The organism is Demequina soli (assembly GCF_000971195.1).
Lineage (GTDB): Bacteria > Actinomycetota > Actinomycetes > Actinomycetales > Demequinaceae > Demequina > Demequina soli.
Window position 1 is genome coordinate 568,121 of record NZ_BBLZ01000002.1, and the last position, 16,135, is coordinate 584,255.

A 16,135-nucleotide genomic window follows, 5' to 3' on the forward strand; every position below is an offset into this window, starting at 1 on the left:
CTACGGCGGGCGTGGGGTCGTCTCCACCAGGATGACCCCATGCCCGCCGGTGAGGATCCACTCATGACCGCCGCGGGGCGTACCCCGGCGCCCACGCTCGAGCTCGTCGCCGCGCGCGCGGGCGTGTCCCGCGCGACCGTGTCGCGCGTGGTGAACGGGTCGACGTCGGTGTCGCCCCCCATCGCCGAGGCGGTGCGCCGCGCCGTCCAGGAGCTGGGCTACGTGCCCAACCGCGCCGCCCGGTCGCTCGTGAGCCAGCAGTCGCAGGCGATCGCGCTCGTCGCACCCGAGGACGTCAACCGGTTCTTCGGCGACCTGTTCTTCGCGGAGATCGTCGCGGGCATCGACGCCCGCCTCGAGGCCTCCGACTACGTGCTCAACCTCATGATCGCGAACCACGACCCGAGCGGGAAGACGATGCGCTACCTGGGCGGGGGCGCGGTCGACGGCGCGATCGTGGTGTCCCACCACACGAGCGACCGCTTCCTGCGCCGGATCACCGACTCGCTGCCCGTCGTGTACGGCGGACGGTCGAGCATCGCCGGCGCGGACACGTACGTGGTGGATGTCGACAACGTCGAGGGCGCGGCCGTCGCGACCCGGCGACTCATCGAGACCGGCTGCCGCCGCATCGCGACCATCGCGGGCCCGCTCACCATGCAGAGCTCGATCGACCGCCTCGCCGGGTGGCGTCAGGCGCTCGACGAGGCGGGCGTCGCAGCGGGCCCCGTGGTCGACGGCGACTTCACGCTGCACGGCGGCGCGAACGCGATGCGCGAGATCCTCGACTGGCGCGAGCCGGTCGACGGGGTGTTCATCGCGTCCGACCTCATGGCGTCGGGGGCGGTGCCCGTCCTCCTCGACCGCGGGATCCGGGTCCCCGAGGACGTCAGGATCGTCGGCTTCGACGACACGTCGGCGGCGCTGCGGTCCGGCGTCGAGCTCACGACCGTGCGTCAGCCATCCCGCGCGATGGGCTGGCACATGGCGGACATCCTCATCGGCGTGCTGTCGGGCGCGACCGACGTGCCGCACGAGCTCATCCTGCCGACCGAGCTCGTGGTGCGCGACTCCGCGTGAGCCGCGTGCGCGACTCCGCCTGACGGCGGCCGCGCGCCTCAGGCGGGGCCGAGGCCGCGCAGCAGCACCCGCCACGCCGCCTCGACGCGCGCATGCCTGCCCTCCGGCGGCGTGCGCGTGACGAGCGCCGTGAGCATCCCGACCGCCAACGCGACGTCCTCGGTGGACGTGCCCGCGCCGAGCACCCCCGTCGCGCGCGCCGCGGCCACCTTCGGGTCGAGCGCGGCGACGATGCGGCGCTCGAGCGCGCGCAGCTGTGGATCCTCCTCGCGCGCGAAGTACGCGATCACGGCGGCGTTGCCCTCGATCTGGTGCGTGATGAGATCGGTGACGTCCCGCAGCGTGGAGCCCGGGTCCGCGGCCAGCGCCTCGATGGCCGCCATGTTCTCGTCGAAGACGGCGAAGGCGAGGGACTCGCGCGTGGGGAAGTGCCGGTAGAGGCTGCCCTGGCCCACGCCCGCGCGCCGCGCGATCGCGGACACGGGGCCGTCGACGCCCTGCTCCGCGAAGACCTCGCGCGCGGCCGCGACGAGCGCGGCGCGGTTCTCGGCGGCGGCGCTCGGCCCGCGATTCGGCTTGGACGTCATGGGTCGAATGTATAGGCTGAGGAAATCCGGACAATGCTGTCCGGTTGGAGCGGTGGGAGCGATCCATGAGCGGGTCACGACGACGCGGCCTCATCCGAGGCCGTCGTGCCCCCACGCACCCGCCCACGACCCCGGACCCCGGACCCCGCGGGCCGGCCGACGCATCGTCGCCCGCCCCGCACCCCCGCACCACCCCTATGGAGAGGAACCCCATGTCCACGCCCGTCCCCACCGGCGACACCAAGGTCGCCGACTGGCTCGCCCACCCCGTCGCCGGACAGGTCATGCGCGAGATGCTCGCGGAAGGCGGCCAGAACGAGCGCTCGCTCGGCCCCGTCAAGCGCTTCTCGATGAACAAGCTCATCAAGCTCAGCGGCGGCCGCTTCACGCAGGAGATGCTCGACGGCATGGTCGCCGAGACCGAGCGTCGCGCCGCCGGCGGCGCGCCCGCCGCCCCCGCCGTGGAGGAGCCCGCCGTCGAGGCCCCCGCGGCCGTCGAGTCCCCCGAGTGGGTCGAGAAGGTCACCGAGGGCCGCTTCACCGGCAAGACGGTCATCGTCACCGGTGCCGGCTCGGGCATCGGCCGGGCCACGGCCTCGCGCGTCGCGCGCGAGGGCGGCCGCGTCATCGCGCTCGACATCTCCGCCGAGCGCCTCGCCGAGATGAAGGCGGAGCACGAGGGCCTCGACGTCGTCACCGTCACCGCGGACGTCACCAAGGACGAGGACCTCGCGCGCGTGCTCGAGGCCGCGGGCGACCGCATCGACGCGCTCGCCAACGTCGCCGGCATCATGGACAACATGACGCCGCTCGGCGAGGTCTCCGACGCGGTCTGGGAGCGGGTCTTCGCCGTCAACGTCACCGGCGTGATGAAGCTGGGTCGCGCGGTCATCCCCGCGATGCTCGCGGCGGGCAAGGGCTCGATCGTCAACATCGCGTCGGAGGCGGGTCTGCGCGGCTCGGCCGCGGGCGTCGCCTACACCGCGTCCAAGCACGCGGTCGTCGGCCTCACCAAGAGCACGGCCTTCATGTACGGCCCGTCCGGCATCCGTGCCAACGCGGTCGCCCCCGGCGGCGTCATCACCAACATCGAGGCCAGCTTCGACTCGCCGCTCGGCCAGGAGCGCGTCATGACCGGCATGGCCGTCATGCCGGGCGCCACCACGGCGGACCAGCTCGCGGCCTCCATCACGTTCCTGCTCTCGGACGACGGGGTCAACCTCAATGGCGTGATCCTGCCGTCGGACGGCGGGTGGTCGGCCGTCTGAGGGAGGCCGGCCGGAACGAGCGAGGGCCTCGGGGGCGACCCCGGGGCCCTCGTGCGTCCGGCGCGCGGACCCGTCCGAGCGGGGCTCCGAGGCCTCGCACCGGGACCGCTGTAGTCTCGGCGCAGGACCAGGCCGCGCCGTGGGGTGACCCACGGGAGGGAGACCGAGTGGGCGACTACCAGGGAACGCTGCAGCCCGGCGCGCGCGTGGACGATGCGCGGTACCTGCCCGCGGATCCCGCGGCCGTGCGCTGGGGCCGGCTCCCCAAGCGCGGCGACGCGCCCGTCCTCGCCGTCGACCCGGGCACCGACCTCACGGTCGACACCGTCAGCCACGAGGGCCTCCTGCCGGACCAGGGGCAGGACCCCGTCGCGTTCTTCGGCGCCCACGGCGTCCCCCGGGAGGAGGTGCTCGACGACGCGGTCGCGATCGCCGCGACCCGCACGCGCGGCGACGCCGACGGCCCGCACCTCGTCACCGGGCCCATCGAGGTGCGCGGAGCGCGCCCCGGCGACCTGCTCGCGATCACCCTGCTCGACGCGACCCCGCGCGTGCCGTACGGCGTCATCTCCAACCGCCACGGTCGCGGCGCCCTGCCGGGCGAGATGCCGGCGACGCCGGGGACGGTCTCGGTGTTCACGCCGATCGCGCCCGACGCCGCGGGAACGTGGACCGGCCGCCTGCCGCTGACCGAGGGCGGCGAGCGCGCCGTGTCCTTCCCGCTCGCGCCCTTCCTCGGGATCATGGGCGTCGCCACCGACACCGACGAGGCCGCGCACTCCGTGCCGCCCGGGCGCCACGGCGGCAACATCGACATCCGCCACCTCACAGCCGGCGCGACCCTGTACGTGCCGGTGCAGGTGCCGGGCGCGCTCGCGTACGTGGGCGACCCCCACTTCGCGCAGGGCAACGGCGAGGTCGCGCTCACCGCGCTCGAGGCGTCCCTGCGGGCCCGCATCCGGCTCGACCTGCTCGACGCGAGCGAGGCCGCGCGGGACTTCGGCGACCTCGCCGGGCCGCTCGCGGTCGACGCCACCCACCTCATGCCCACGGGCCTCGACGCCGACCTCGACGAGGCCATGCGCGCGTGCGTGCGGCAGGCCATCGCGCTGCTGGGCGCGCGCCACGGCATGGCGCCGCACCTCGCGTACGCCTACCTGTCCGCGGCCACCGACTTCGAGATCTCCCAGGTGGTCGACCTGGTCACGGGCGTCCACGCGCGCATCCGGCGCGCCGACTTCGAGGGGGTCGGATGACCATCATCGTCGAGGGCGGCGCGGCCGCACCCGAGGGGCTCGTGGAGGCGGTGCTCGCGTACGAGGCCGCGCTCGCGGAGGACGACGTCGCGGCGCTCGCCGCCGCCTTCGAGCCCGGGCCCGCGACCGTGCGCGGCGACCGCGACGGGCTGCTCGTCGGCCACGACCGCATCGCCGGCTTCCGCTCGCGTCGCGGCGGCGCCGGCACCCGCGAGGTGCGCGAGCTCCGCATCCACCTCGCGGGGGACGATGCGGCGCTCGTCACCACCGTCAACGTCCCGTCCCGCGGGGGGCGCGGCCTCGTGACGCAGCTGTGGCGGCGCGGGGCCGACGGAGCGTGGCGCGTCGCCGCCGCCCACGTGACGGCGCCCGCGCCCGCGCTCGACACGCGCATCTGGCGAGTCGTCGGCACGCCGCTCGTCGCCGGCGCCCCCGACGGGCCCCTGGCGGGTGAGACGGTCGCGGTCAAGGACCTCTTCGCGATCGCGGGCCAGCGCATCGGCATCGGCGTGCGCGCCTACCTCGACGAGGCGCCCATCGAGCCGGAGACCGCGCCGGCCGTCCAGGCGCTGCTCGACGCGGGCGCGAGCGTGCTCGGCATCGCCCAGACGGACCAGTTCGCGTACTCCGTCGCGGGCCTCAACCCCGACTACGGCACCCCGCCCAACCCCGCCGTGCCGGGCGCGATCCCCGGCGGCTCGAGCTCGGGCCCCGCGACCGCGGTCGCGCTCGGCCAGGCCACCATCGGGCTCGGCACGGACACCGCCGGCTCGATCCGTGTGCCCGCCTCCTACCAGGGGCTGTGGGGCCTGCGGCCCACGCACGGCGCGGTCAGCCTCGCGCGCGTCGCGCCGCTCGCGCCGCGCTACGACACCGCCGGCTGGCTCACCCGCGACGGGGAGACGATGCGCCGGGTCGCCGAGGCCGGGCTCGCGGGGGTGCCCGAGGCGCCCACCTCGGGCGACCTGCTCGCGGCGCCCGCCGTGATGATGGCGTGCACCCCCGGCGTCCGCGACGCGTTCGACTCCGCGCTCGCGGCGCTGCACGGCTCGGGGGCTCGCGTCGCGCCGGTCGACGTGCCGCCGCTCGACGACCTGCTGGCCGCGTTCCGCGTCACCCAGCAGGCGGAGGCGTGGCGTGCCGACGGCGCCTGGGTGGAGGACCACCCCGGCGCGCTCGCGCCCGACGTCCAGGAGCGCTTCGACCTCGCGCGCGACGTCACCCCGGCGCAGGAGGAGGACGCGCTCGCGGACGCGGGGCTGCTCGCCGCCCGACTCGAGATGGAGCTCGGCGACGCGATCCTGCTCATCCCGGCCGCCGCATCGTCCGCCCCCGCGCTCGACGCGAGCGACGCCGAGCTCGAGCAGCGCCGCCGCGCGACCCTCAGCATGACCGCGATCGCGGGCCTCACGGGGCGCCCCGCGCTGTCCGTGCCGCTGCTCGAGACGCCCGACGGGCCGGTAGGGATGTGCCTCGTCGGGCCGCGCGGATCGGAGCGCGCGCTGGTCGACGCGGGGCTCGCGCTCGAGGCCGCGCTGCGCAACGCCGGCGAAACATCGCTCGGGCACACTGTGTAGGTCTCATCAACATTCCGGGGAGGCCCCGATGTCCCTGCCAGGCCCGATCGACCCTCCCGCGCGCCTGCTCATGGGGCCCGGCCCCATCACGGCGCACCCGCGGGTGCTGCAGGCGATGTCGGCGCAGCTGGTCGGGCAGTACGACCCCTACATGACGGCCGCGATGGGCGAGGTCCAGGAGCTCTACCGGGGCGTGTTCGACACCGCCAACGCGCACACGCTGCTGGTCGACGCGACCGCACGCGGCGCGATCGAGGCGGCGCTCGTGTCGCTCGTGTCGCCCGGCGATCGCGTGCTCGTGCCGATCATGGGGCGCTTCGGGCACCTGCTCGCGGAGATCGCGGGACGATGCGGCGCCGAGGTCCACACGGTCGAGGCGCCGTGGGGCGAGGTCGTGCCGCTCGAGGCGATCGCGGCCGCGATGGAGCGGGCCCGGCCGCGCGTGCTCGCCGTGGTCCACGGCGACACGTCGACCACGATGATGCAGCCCTTCGACGGGCTGCGGGAGCTGTGCGACCGCTACGACTGCCTGCTCTACGCGGACGTCACCGCGACGCTCGGCGGCAACCCGTTCCCCGTCGACGCGTGGGGCGTCGACGCCGCGACGGCGGGGCTGCAGAAGTGCCTCGGCGGGCCGTCGGGCTCCGCGCCCGCGACGTTCTCGCCGCGCGCAGTCGAGGTGATCGAGGGGCGTCGCTCGATCGAGGCCGGCATCCGCGAGGCGGGCGACCCCGCGACCGCGCACCCCATCCGCTCCAACTACTTCGACCTCGCGATGATCTTCGACTACTGGGGCCCGCGCCGGCTCAACCACCACACCGAGGCGACCACGATGCTCTACGGCGCGCGCGAGTGCGCGCGGCTGGTCCTCGAGGAGGGGCTGGGCCACTACCAGGGGCGACACGCGCTCCACGGCGAGGCGATGGCCGCCGGCCTCGAGGGCATGGGCCTTCGCGTGTACGGCGACCCGGCGCACAAGATGGCGAACGTGGTCGCCGTCGAGATCCCCGAGGAGGTCGACGGCGAGGCCGTGCGGAGCGCGCTGCTCGCGGACTTCGGGATCGAGATCGGGACCTCGTTCGGCCCGCTCGCGGGCCGGGTGTGGCGCATCGGCACCATGGGATGGAACGCGCGCAAGGACGCGGTCCTCACCACGCTCGCGGCGCTCGAGGCGGTGCTGCGGTACCAGGGGTACGGCGTGCCCGCCGGAGGGGGCGTCGACGCGGCGTACGACGCGTACGCCGGGGCCGGGGTGGCCGCGTGAGGCGCGCCCGCCGCGCGGCCGCCGCCCCCGGCGGCGCGCTCGAGGACGCCGTCGAGGCGATGCGCCGCTGCGACGTGCTCGCAGGGGTCTCCGCGATGGAGGGCGGCATCGAGCGCGTCTACCTCTCGCCCGAGCACGCGCGCGCCAACGCCCAGGCGGGGGAGTGGCTCGAGCTCGCCGGCATGCGCGCGTGGGAGGACGCCGCGGGCAACATCCGCGGCTCGTACCCGGGCGCCACGGAGGACGCCCCGGTGCTCGTGCTCGGCTCCCACCTCGACACCGTGCCCGACGCGGGTCGCTACGACGGCATCCTCGGCGTCATGATCGCCATCGCCGTCGTGGGGCGCCTCCACGCCCACGGCGCGCGCCTGCCGTTCGGCATCGAGGTGATCGGATTCGCCGACGAGGAGGGCGTGCGCTTCGGACGCACCCTGCTGGGCTCGTGCGCCGTGGCGGGCACGTGGGACGAGGCCTGGCTGGACCTCGCCGACGGCGACGGCGTGACGCTGCGCGACGCCCTGGCAGCGTTCGGCCTCGACCCCGCGCGGGTGGGCGACGCCGCCCTCGACCCCGCGCGCGTCGTCGGCTACCTCGAGGCGCACATCGAGCAGGGCCCGCTGCTGCTGGACGCGGGACGCCCTCTCGGCGTCGTGTCGGGGATCATGGGCGCCAAGCGCTTCGACCTCGCGATGGAGGGCGAGGCGGGCCACGCGGGCGGCGTGCCGATGCGCCACCGCCGCGACGCGCTGCTGGGCGCCGCCACGGCCGCGCTCGCGGTCGAGCAGGTCGCGCTGGCGGAGGGCGTGGTCGGCACGGTCGGCGAGATGCGGGTCGCGCCGGGGGCCGCCAACGTCATCCCCGGGCGCGCCGAGTTCTCCCTCGACGTGCGCGCCGCGACGGACGCGGAGCGCGACCGCGCGTGGGCGAGGATCCGTGCGCTCGCGGTCGAGGCCGCCGGCGCGCGTCGCCTGCAGTTCACCGAGTCGTTGCGCCACGTCGCCCCCGCGACCTCGTCTGAGCGGCGCCTGAGCGAGGCGGTCGAGCACGGCATCAGCGTCGCGACCGGGGACCGCGAGCCGATGGAGCTGCTGTCCAAGGCGGGTCACGACGCGATGGCGATCGCGGCGCTCGCGCCCTACGCGATGCTCTTCGTGCGGTGCGGCAACGGCGGCGTCAGCCATCAGCCCGACGAGTCCGTCGAGGTGGGCGACGTCGCGCTCGCGATCGACGCGTTCGAGGCGGCGATCCTCGCTGTCGCTCAGCGGTGGCAGCCGCTAGCGTGACGTGGTGAGCGACTCGGCCGCCGACCGTCCCCGCGCCGGGCGCGGCGACTACCGCGCGTACCACGCGCGCCTGGTCGAGGCGGCGTTCGCCGTGTTCGACGAGCAGGGCATCGAGGCGCCCCTGAGCCAGGTCGCCGAGCGTGCCCAGGTGGGCGAGGCCACGTTCTACCGCCACTTCCCGAGCCGCGACGAGCTGCTCGTCGAGCTCCACGACATCGCGTCCGACCACGTCGAACGCGCGATCGTCGCGGTGCTCCAGCGCGAGCAGCCTGACATGGACACACGGCTCGACGAGTTCTTCAGCGTCGCGGTCGGCACGCTCGCGCGGCACCGTTCGTATCCGCAGCTGGCCGCGCGCCACGGCGGGATGAGGCCCACGAACCCGGTCGCCGCCGCCACCGCGGAGTCGCTGCGTGCGCTCGTCGCGGACGGTCAGGCGGCCGGGCTGCTCGCGCCCGACGTGCTCCCGAGCGACCTGATCGCCGTCATCCTGGGCGCCGGCATGCTCGCGGCCGACGCCAACGAGTCCAACGACTTCGTGTGGAGGCGGCTGCTCGCGATCGGCCGTCGCGGGCTCGCCGCGCAGGGATCGCCCGACCGCGAGGGCGACCTGCGCCCCGTCGCGCCGCCGCCCGCCTGACCGTTGCGCGTCCGGTGCCGCGCCCGCAGCGACTGGCACCCCGGGCCCCGGCTAGCGTCGAGGCCATGACGACGCACCCCTTCCGCCAGGTCGACGTGTTCGGCTCGGGCCCCTACTCCGGCAACCCCGTCGCGGTGATCCTCGAGGCTGAGGGTCTCACCGATGCACAGATGGCCGACATCTCGTCGTGGACCAACCTCTCCGAGTGCACCTTCGTGCTGCCGCCCACGACGCCGGATGCCGACTACCGCGTGCGCATCTTCACGCTGCGTGCCGAGCTGCCCTTCGCGGGCCACCCCACGCTCGGCACGGCGCGCGCGTGGCTCGACGCGGGCGGCGTTCCCCGCGACGCCGGTCGCGTCGTCCAGGAGTGCGGTGTCGGCCTCGTGGAGATCCGCCGCGACGGCGACGCGCTCGCGTTCGCCGCCCCGGCGCCGCTGCGCACGGGTGAGGTCGACGAGGCGTACCTCGCCGAGGTGTGCGCGGTCCTCGGGATCGGACGCGATCGCGTGGTCGCGGCGCGGTGGGTCGACAACGGGCCGGGCTGGGTGGGCATCGAGCTCGCGTCCGCCGAGGAGGTGCGCGCGCTCGCCCCCGACGCGACGCGCCACCCCGGCGAGTGGTTCATCGGCGTCGTCGGCCCGCAGGCGCAGGGGGCGGACACGGCGGTCGAGGTCCGCGCGTTCTTCACCTCGGACGGCTCCGGCATGCGCGAGGACCCGGTGACCGGCTCGCTCAACGCGTCGCTCGCGCAATGGATGGTCGGGTCGGGCCGCCTGTCGGCGCCCTACGTCGCGGCCCAGGGCACGATGCTCGGGCGTGCGGGGCGGGTGTCCATCGCCGAGGCGGACGGCGAGGTCTGGGTGGGCGGCGCGACGCACGTCGCGATCCGCGGCGAGATCGAGGCCTGAGCTCAGGCCTCGTCGACGTCCGTCGCGGCGCCGAGGCCCGTGCAGTCGACCTCCTCGGCGTGGTGCGCCTCGAGGTAGTGCGCCGCGCCGCGCCGGCCCCCGACCGTCGCGAGCAGCCTCTCCAGGTGCGCCGCCCCGATCAGCACGGGATGGCCGGGCGTGCCGTCGTCGACCGCGCGCGCGAGCACCGACGTGTCGCCGGTCCACCGCGCGGCCACCCGGGCCACGGCCTCCGCCTCGAGGGCCGGCAGGTCCACGAGAGTCACCAGCACCGCGTCGGCGTGCAGCGACCGGGCGGCCAGGATCGCGGCCCGCAGGCTCGTGCCGATGCCATTGGCCCACGCGTCGGCGACGATCGGGTGGGCGCCCGGGGGCAGCAGGTGGCGCGCGTCCTCCGCGCCCGCCCCCAGCACCGCGATCACCGTCGCGCAGCCGGCCCCGCTGAGCAGGTCGCACGCGCGCGGGAGCCAGGCCCCCGCATCGTCCCGTGCCAGGGCCTTCGGTCCGCCGAACCTGCTGCCGGCGCCCGCGGCGAGCACCACGCCGACAAGCCTGTCTGCCATGCTGTTCATCCTAGGGAGGAACCATGATCGAGCCCCGCCGAGACGACCTGCTCGCGTGCCTACGGGTGTCGCGCTGGGCCGAGTCCGTGGCCTCGCGGGCGTATCCGACACTCCTCGAGCTCGAGCGCGCGGCGGTCGCCGCCGCCACGCCCCTCACGCCCGCCGAGGTGGAGGAGGCGCTCGCGGCGCACCCCCGCATCGGCGAACGCCGGCAGGGGGACGATGCGGAGGCCCGGTTCTCGCGCGCGGAGCAGTCCGCCTCGGCGTCCGAGGACGAGGCGCTCGCGGCCCGGCTCGCCGAGCTGAACGCCGCGTACGAGGACCGCTTCGGGAGGGTGTTCCTCATCCGCGCGGCGGGGCGGTCGCGTGGCGAGATCGTGGCGGAGGCGCAGCGCAGGCTCGGCAACGACGCCGCGGTCGAGCTCGCCGAGGTGGCCGACCAGCTGAGAGGGATCGCGCTGCTGCGGCTGCGCGCCACGTACGGGGAGGGATCATGAGCCACGTCACCACGCACGTGCTCGACTCGGTGCACGGCCGGCCCGCGGCCGGGATGGGCGTCCGGCTGCTGCACGGCGCGGAGGAGCTCGCGTCAGGGGTCACCGATGCCGACGGGCGCGTGTCCTCGCTCGGACCCGAGTCGCTCGCGGCCGGCACCTATCAGCTGGTGTTCGCCACGGGGGAGTGGTTCGCCGACCGCGGCGTCGCGACGTTCTACCCCGAGGTGCGCATCGCATTCGGCATCGCGGGCGACGAGCACTACCACGTGCCCCTGCTGCTGAGCCCGTTCGGGTACTCGACGTACCGCGGTAGTTGACGCGTCAGGAATCGTCGCGCTCTCGTGTACGTTCTTGCGGCATGACTATCGAGATCGACATCTGGTCGGACATCGCCTGCCCGTGGTGCTACCTCGGCAAGAAGCGCCTCGAGGAGGCCATCGCCGCCTCGGGTGAGGACGTGGCGATCCGCTACCGCAGCTTCCAGCTGGACCCCTCGCAGGCCAAGGGCGCCAACCGGCCGCATTCGGAGGCGCTGGCCGAGAAGTTCAACACCACCGTCGAGCAGGTGCGCGAGATGAACGGCCGCCTCGAGGGCCTGGGCGCCGAGGCGGGCATCGACTACCGCTTCGACCGGTACATGACGGCGAACACGCGCGACGCGCACCGCCTGCTGCACCTGGCCCACTCGGCGGGCCTGGGACCCGTCCTCAAGGACCGGTTCATGAAGGCGCAGTTCACCGAGGGCGCGCTCATGGACGACGCGAACACGCTGGTGCGCCTCGCGGTCGAGGCCGGGCTGCCCGAGGCGGATGCCCGCCGCGTGGTCGAGTCCGACGAGTACGAGGACGCCGTCGCGGCGGACGTCGCGCAGGCCGCCGCCTACGGCGCGACCGGCGTGCCGTTCTTCGTGTTCGACAACGCGTTCGCGATCTCGGGCGCGCAGCCCACGTCGACCTTCGCGCTCGCGCTGTCGAAGGCTCGCGAAGCCCGCGAGGCCGCGACCGCCTGACCCCCTGCGGCCGGCCTCGTGCCGTGATCGCTCACGATCCCCGCGCCCGCGCCCGCGTCGGGCCGGGGATCGTGTCGTGTGCGGTCGGCGCGGCGGCCACGCGGCGGGGAGTCATGGTGGGGCCGCACCAGACGCTGCCATGGGGCTCGAGCCGGGCCGTGAACCGCACGATCCGATGCCGCTGCCGCAGGTGGGCCCGCCCGCACACGACGAAGGGGCCGGGATCCACACGGATCCCGGCCCCTTCGTTCAGCGAGGTGCTACTTCCGGTTGGCCCGGTAGTACGCGATGAGCGCCTGGGTCGACGCGTCCTGCTCGGCGAGCGCCGCATCGTCCCCCTCGATCGCCGGTGCGATCTCGAGCGCGAGCTTCTTGCCCAGCTCCACGCCCCACTGGTCGAACGAGTTGATGCCCCACACGACGCCCTGCGCGAAGGTGATGTGCTCGTAGAGCGCGACCAGCTGGCCCACGACCGACGGCGTGAGCGCGGGCGCGAAGATGGACGTGGTGGGCTTGTTGCCGCTGAAGGTGCGGGCGGGGATGAGGGCGCCGGTGGTGCCCTCGGCCTCGACCTCGGCGGAGGTCTTGCCGAACGCGAGCGCCTTGGTCTGCGCGAGGAAGTTCGCGAGGAACAGCGCGTGGACGTCCTGGCCGCCGTCCTCGAGGGCGTAGGCGGGGTTGACCACCGCGATGAAGTCCGCGGGGATGAGGCGCGTGCCCTGGTGGATCAGCTGGTAGAACGCGTGCTGGCCGTTGGTGCCGGGCTCGCCCCAGAAGATCTCGCCGGTGTCCGTGGTGACGGGCGTGCCGTCCCAGCGGACCGACTTGCCGTTGGACTCCATCGTGAGCTGCTGCAGGTACGCCGGGAAGCGGTGCAGCTGCTGCGCGTAGGGGAGCACGGCGTGCGACTGCGAGCCCAGGAAGTTGACGTACCAGATGTTGAGCAGGCCCATGAGGAACGGGACGTTGCGCTCGAGCGGGGTCTCCGCGACGTGGCGGTCCACGGCGTGGAAGCCGGCGAGCAGCTCGTCGAAGACGTCGGGGCCGAGCGCGATCTCGAGCGACAGGCCGATGGCCGAGTCGACCGAGTAGCGGCCGCCGACCCAGTCCCAGAAGCCGAACGCGTTGGCCGGGTCGATGCCGAAGGCCGCGACCTTGTCGAGCGCGGTCGAGACGGCGACGAAGTGGTGGGCGACGGCGTTGGCCTTCTCGTCCTCGGTCGCGACGGGGACGCCGGCCGCCGCGAGGGAGGTCCACAGCCAGTCGCGGGCGAGGCGCGCGTTGGTGAGCGTCTCGAGCGTGGTGAAGGTCTTCGACGCGACGATGAACAGCGTGGTCTCGGGGTCGAGACCCTTGACCTTCTGGCCCATGTCGGTCGGGTCGATGTTCGACACGAAGCGCGCCTGGATGCCCGCGGTCGCGTACGGCTCGAGGGCCTCGTAGACCATGACCGGGCCGAGGTCCGAGCCGCCGATGCCGATGTTGACGACGTGGGTCACCTTCTTGCCGGTGACGCCCTTCCAGTCGCCCGAGCGGACGCGCTCGGCGAACGCGGCCTCGCGGTCGAGGACAGCGTGCACGTCGTCGTCCACGTCCTGGCCGTCCACCACGAGGTGGTCCTCGGTGACGGGGCGGCGCAGCGCGGTGTGGAGGACGGCGCGGTCCTCGGTGGTGTTGATGTGCTCGCCGGCGAGCATCGCGGCGTAGCGCTCGGCCACGCCGGTCTCGGCGCCCAGCTTGACGAGGCTCGCGAGGATCTCGTCGGTGACGAGGTTCTTCGACAGGTCGACGTGGAGGTCGGCCAGCGGGAGGGACATGCGCGCGACGCGCTCGGCGTCGGCGGCGAACCACCCACGGAGATCCGGGGTGAACGAGTCCTTGTGGGCGGCCAGCTCGGTCCAGGCGGAGGTGGCGGTGGGATCGATGGGTGCAGTCACGACTGCCAGGCTAGTCGTGTCGGGGACGATGCGCCCGGGACCTGGGTGCGGAGCGCGGGACGAGCATGCGGTTGTCTGAACTCTTCAACATGTTGAAGAGTTCAGACAACCGCATGCTCGTACCCTCCAGTCGCGCGGCTCAGACCCTGCCGAGCTCGTCGTCGAGCCGCGCCGCCCAGTCCGCGCCCGCGAGTCCGGCGCGGTCGAGCAGGTCGCGCCAGTCCTCGACGGCGTGCTCGAGGGCGTCCTCGAACAGGCTGAGGTCGCGGCGGGCGGACAGCAGCACGGCGGCCTGGATGCGCTCGAGGTCCGCGCCCGGGCTCACCGCGAGCCGCTCCAGCGCGCTCACCACGCGCGGCGCCGCGCGCCCGAAGTCCTCCGCGGCGCGCTCCGCGATCCGATCACCTACGACAGCCATGGCGCGAATTCTTCCACGCGGGGCAGCGCGACTCGAAGCCCGGTCGTGCTGCGCGGTGCTCAGTGCCCGGATGGCCCGACTCCGGGCAGTGAGCACCTCGCAGGGCGTCACCTAACCTTCGGGCGCGGGCGCGGGCGCGGGCGCGGGCGCGGGCGCGCGGTCGGGAGCGAGCGCCTGGATCACGACCGCCGCGCCCGCGAGTGTCGCGCCGATCGGGATGGATACGGCGCGCACCGCCGCGAGGACGGTCGTGAGGAAGCCGAGCCCGATGTCGCCGTTCGACGCGGAGTTGGTGTTGACCAGCACGATCTGCGGATTCGCGATCGTGATGACGGCGCCGAGGATGAGCAGCGCGACGGCCCACCGGACGCAGCGCCTCGCGATCGGGTTCATGCCCCCACAGTGGCGTCTACGAGGGGGGACGTCAAGGGCTGAGGCCGGCTACAGCTCCGGCGCCACCGCGCGTCGGCCCTGCACGTAGACTCCCGCGATCGCGGGCTGACGCAGCCCCACCATGAGGGTGAACAGCTCCTCGAGGGTGGCCTGCTGCTCGTCCTCCGCGCGGATGCCCATCGACAGCATGCCCTCGAGCGGCTCCCACCGCGCCGTCTCGATGAGCAGGAAGTCGGCGTCCTTGCCCACGTCGAGGTTGCCGAACGCGTGCTCCATGTCGAGCGCGCGCGCGCCCGCAAGCGTCGCGGCGAACAGCAGCTCGGCCGGGCTGAGCGCCCTGCCGGCGTCCCCGAGCTCCGAGATGTGCACCTTGTAGGCGTCGCCGGCCACGCGCGAGATCAGCCACTCGTCGCCCGCACCGATGTCCGAGCCCAGCGCCACGTTGACGCCCGTCTCGACGGTCGCCCGCCACGGCATCGTCCCCGAGCCCAGGAACAGCTGCGAGGTCGGGCAGTGCGCGATCGAGGTGCCCGTCTCCGCGAGGCGCGCGAGCTCGCGCGGCTGGCAGTGCACGGCGTGCGCGAGCGAGGAGCGGCGTCCGAGGAGCGAGCGCCCGCCCGAGCGCGAGCCCGGCAGGAAGCGGCCGTCGTACGTGTCGAGATAGGCCTCCACGCCGTACGAGCCGAGCACCGCGGCGATCTCGCCGTCGCCCTTGCGGTTGTTCTCGTTGAGATGCGAGTGGAAGTAGACGCCGTGGAGCTGCGCCTCCTCGTACAGCTCGCCCAGCGCGGCGAGCGTGCGCTGCGTCACCGACAGCGAGAAGCGCGGCACGATCCCGACCTGGACCCGCGCCGTGCGCGGGTCGCCGGTGTCGACGGCGTGCCAGCGGTCGATCTCGTCCGCGACCAGGGCGATCGCATCGTCCTCGGACGTGAGCAGCGCGGCGGCCGCGGGCGGCCCGACGGTCTGGACGCCGCGCCCGGAGACGATGCGCAGGCCCGCCTTGAGCGTCTCCCGGTAGAGGGCGTCCTGCGCGACCGGGAACGCGGATCCGAAGACCATCGCCGCGGTGGTGCCCGCTGCGATGCGGCGGCGTGTGAAGTAGCGGGCCGCGCGGTCCGCGAAGCCGGCGTCCTGGAACTGCGCCTCGGTGGGGAAGATGCAGTGGTCGAGCCACTCGAGCAGCTGGCCGCCGCCGTGCGCGGCGGTCGCGTACGACTGCGGGTAGTGGACGTGCGCGTCGACGAACCCGGGCAGGAGGTAGTCGGCGCGCGTGACCGGCGCGTCGCAGAACATCGTGGGGAGCTCCGCGAACGGCCCGGTCCACAGGATCTCCCCGTCCTCGGACACCACGAGCGCGCCGTCAGGCAGCGACACGAGGTGCGCGTCGAGGTCGGCCTGCGAGGGGCTGCCGGTGATGTGGAAGATGTGCGCGCGGTAGACGTGGGTCAT

The 16,135-nt window shown here is 74.2% G+C and carries 17 protein-coding genes; 11 read left to right on the forward strand and 6 right to left on the reverse strand.

Features of this window, described 5'->3' with window-relative positions; genetic code table 11:
- The first annotated feature begins 63 nt into the window (after positions 1-63).
- Positions 64-1,080, forward strand: a complete 1,017-nt coding sequence (locus tag AOM04_RS06015; protein ID WP_062463754.1) for a LacI family DNA-binding transcriptional regulator — start codon at positions 64-66, stop codon at positions 1,078-1,080.
- A gap of 38 nt (positions 1,081-1,118) precedes the next feature.
- Here the strand turns inward: AOM04_RS06015 and AOM04_RS06020 are convergent, their stop codons facing one another.
- Positions 1,119-1,667 (reverse strand): TetR family transcriptional regulator, encoded by a 549-nt coding sequence (locus AOM04_RS06020; RefSeq protein ID WP_062463756.1) that lies wholly within the window; start codon positions 1,665-1,667, stop codon positions 1,119-1,121.
- A 212-nt stretch (positions 1,668-1,879) separates the two neighbouring features.
- Here AOM04_RS06020 and AOM04_RS06025 point away from each other — a divergent pair, with 212 nt between their 5' ends.
- From AOM04_RS06025 to AOM04_RS06055, 7 genes are all read left to right on the forward strand, one after another.
- Positions 1,880-2,935, forward strand: a complete 1,056-nt coding sequence (locus tag AOM04_RS06025; protein WP_062463758.1) for an SDR family NAD(P)-dependent oxidoreductase — start codon at positions 1,880-1,882, stop codon at positions 2,933-2,935.
- A 167-nt stretch (positions 2,936-3,102) separates the two neighbouring features.
- Positions 3,103-4,191: an acetamidase/formamidase family protein gene (locus tag AOM04_RS06030; RefSeq protein WP_062463760.1), complete on the forward strand. Its 1,089-nt coding sequence runs from the start codon at positions 3,103-3,105 to the stop codon at positions 4,189-4,191.
- Positions 4,188-5,768, forward strand: a complete 1,581-nt coding sequence (locus AOM04_RS06035) for an AtzH-like domain-containing protein (RefSeq protein ID WP_062463762.1) — start codon at positions 4,188-4,190, stop codon at positions 5,766-5,768. The genes AOM04_RS06030 and AOM04_RS06035 overlap by 4 nt, the downstream gene beginning before the upstream one ends.
- Positions 5,769-5,796: 28 nt before the next feature.
- Complete coding sequence (locus AOM04_RS06040) at positions 5,797-7,032, forward strand: pyridoxal-phosphate-dependent aminotransferase family protein (protein WP_062463764.1); 1,236 nt, start codon at positions 5,797-5,799, stop codon at positions 7,030-7,032.
- Positions 7,029-8,315, forward strand: coding sequence for an allantoate amidohydrolase (locus AOM04_RS06045; RefSeq protein WP_228373627.1), 1,287 nt, complete (start codon positions 7,029-7,031; stop codon positions 8,313-8,315). Before AOM04_RS06040 ends, AOM04_RS06045 begins: the two co-directional genes overlap by 4 nt.
- Positions 8,316-8,319: 4 nt before the next feature.
- Positions 8,320-8,955, forward strand: coding sequence for a TetR/AcrR family transcriptional regulator (locus AOM04_RS06050; RefSeq protein WP_169816418.1), 636 nt, complete (start codon positions 8,320-8,322; stop codon positions 8,953-8,955).
- 65 nt (positions 8,956-9,020) lie between these two features.
- On the forward strand, positions 9,021-9,866 hold the full coding sequence (locus AOM04_RS06055) for a PhzF family phenazine biosynthesis protein (RefSeq protein ID WP_062463768.1): 846 nt from the start codon (positions 9,021-9,023) through the stop codon (positions 9,864-9,866).
- A 2-nt stretch (positions 9,867-9,868) separates the two neighbouring features.
- Here AOM04_RS06055 and AOM04_RS06060 read toward each other — a convergent pair whose 3' ends face one another.
- A complete protein-coding gene (locus tag AOM04_RS06060; protein ID WP_062463770.1) occupies positions 9,869-10,429 on the reverse strand; it encodes a nucleotidyltransferase family protein in 561 nt (186 codons plus the stop codon).
- A gap of 23 nt (positions 10,430-10,452) precedes the next feature.
- Here AOM04_RS06060 and uraD point away from each other — a divergent pair, with 23 nt between their 5' ends.
- Genes uraD through AOM04_RS06075 form a run of 3 tightly spaced genes read left to right on the forward strand, consistent with a single transcriptional unit; the run spans position 10,453 to position 11,935 of the window.
- Positions 10,453-10,926: a 2-oxo-4-hydroxy-4-carboxy-5-ureidoimidazoline decarboxylase gene (gene uraD, locus AOM04_RS06065; RefSeq protein ID WP_062463772.1), complete on the forward strand. Its 474-nt coding sequence runs from the start codon at positions 10,453-10,455 to the stop codon at positions 10,924-10,926.
- Positions 10,923-11,243 carry a hydroxyisourate hydrolase gene (gene uraH, locus AOM04_RS06070; RefSeq protein WP_062463774.1) on the forward strand — a complete coding sequence of 107 codons (321 nt, stop codon included), beginning with the start codon at positions 10,923-10,925 and terminating at the stop codon, positions 11,241-11,243. The genes uraD and uraH overlap by 4 nt, the downstream gene beginning before the upstream one ends.
- A gap of 41 nt (positions 11,244-11,284) precedes the next feature.
- Positions 11,285-11,935, forward strand: a complete 651-nt coding sequence (locus AOM04_RS06075) for a DsbA family oxidoreductase (RefSeq protein ID WP_228373628.1) — start codon at positions 11,285-11,287, stop codon at positions 11,933-11,935.
- 260 nt (positions 11,936-12,195) lie between these two features.
- On the opposite strand, the gene pgi is transcribed toward AOM04_RS06075, so the two are convergent.
- The 4 genes from pgi to AOM04_RS06095 all read right to left on the reverse strand — a co-directional run bounded on the left by pgi (position 12,196) and on the right by AOM04_RS06095 (position 16,135).
- A complete protein-coding gene (gene pgi, locus AOM04_RS06080) occupies positions 12,196-13,872 on the reverse strand; it encodes a glucose-6-phosphate isomerase (protein WP_062463776.1) in 1,677 nt (558 codons plus the stop codon).
- A 139-nt stretch (positions 13,873-14,011) separates the two neighbouring features.
- Positions 14,012-14,290 carry a hypothetical protein gene (locus AOM04_RS06085; RefSeq protein WP_062463778.1) on the reverse strand — a complete coding sequence of 93 codons (279 nt, stop codon included), beginning with the start codon at positions 14,288-14,290 and terminating at the stop codon, positions 14,012-14,014.
- Positions 14,291-14,401: 111 nt separating this feature from the next.
- Entirely contained in the window at positions 14,402-14,683 is a 282-nt protein-coding gene (locus tag AOM04_RS06090) for a hypothetical protein (RefSeq protein WP_062463780.1), read from the reverse strand.
- A 48-nt stretch (positions 14,684-14,731) separates the two neighbouring features.
- On the reverse strand, positions 14,732-16,135 hold the full coding sequence (locus AOM04_RS06095; RefSeq protein ID WP_062463782.1) for an amidohydrolase family protein: 1,404 nt from the start codon (positions 16,133-16,135) through the stop codon (positions 14,732-14,734).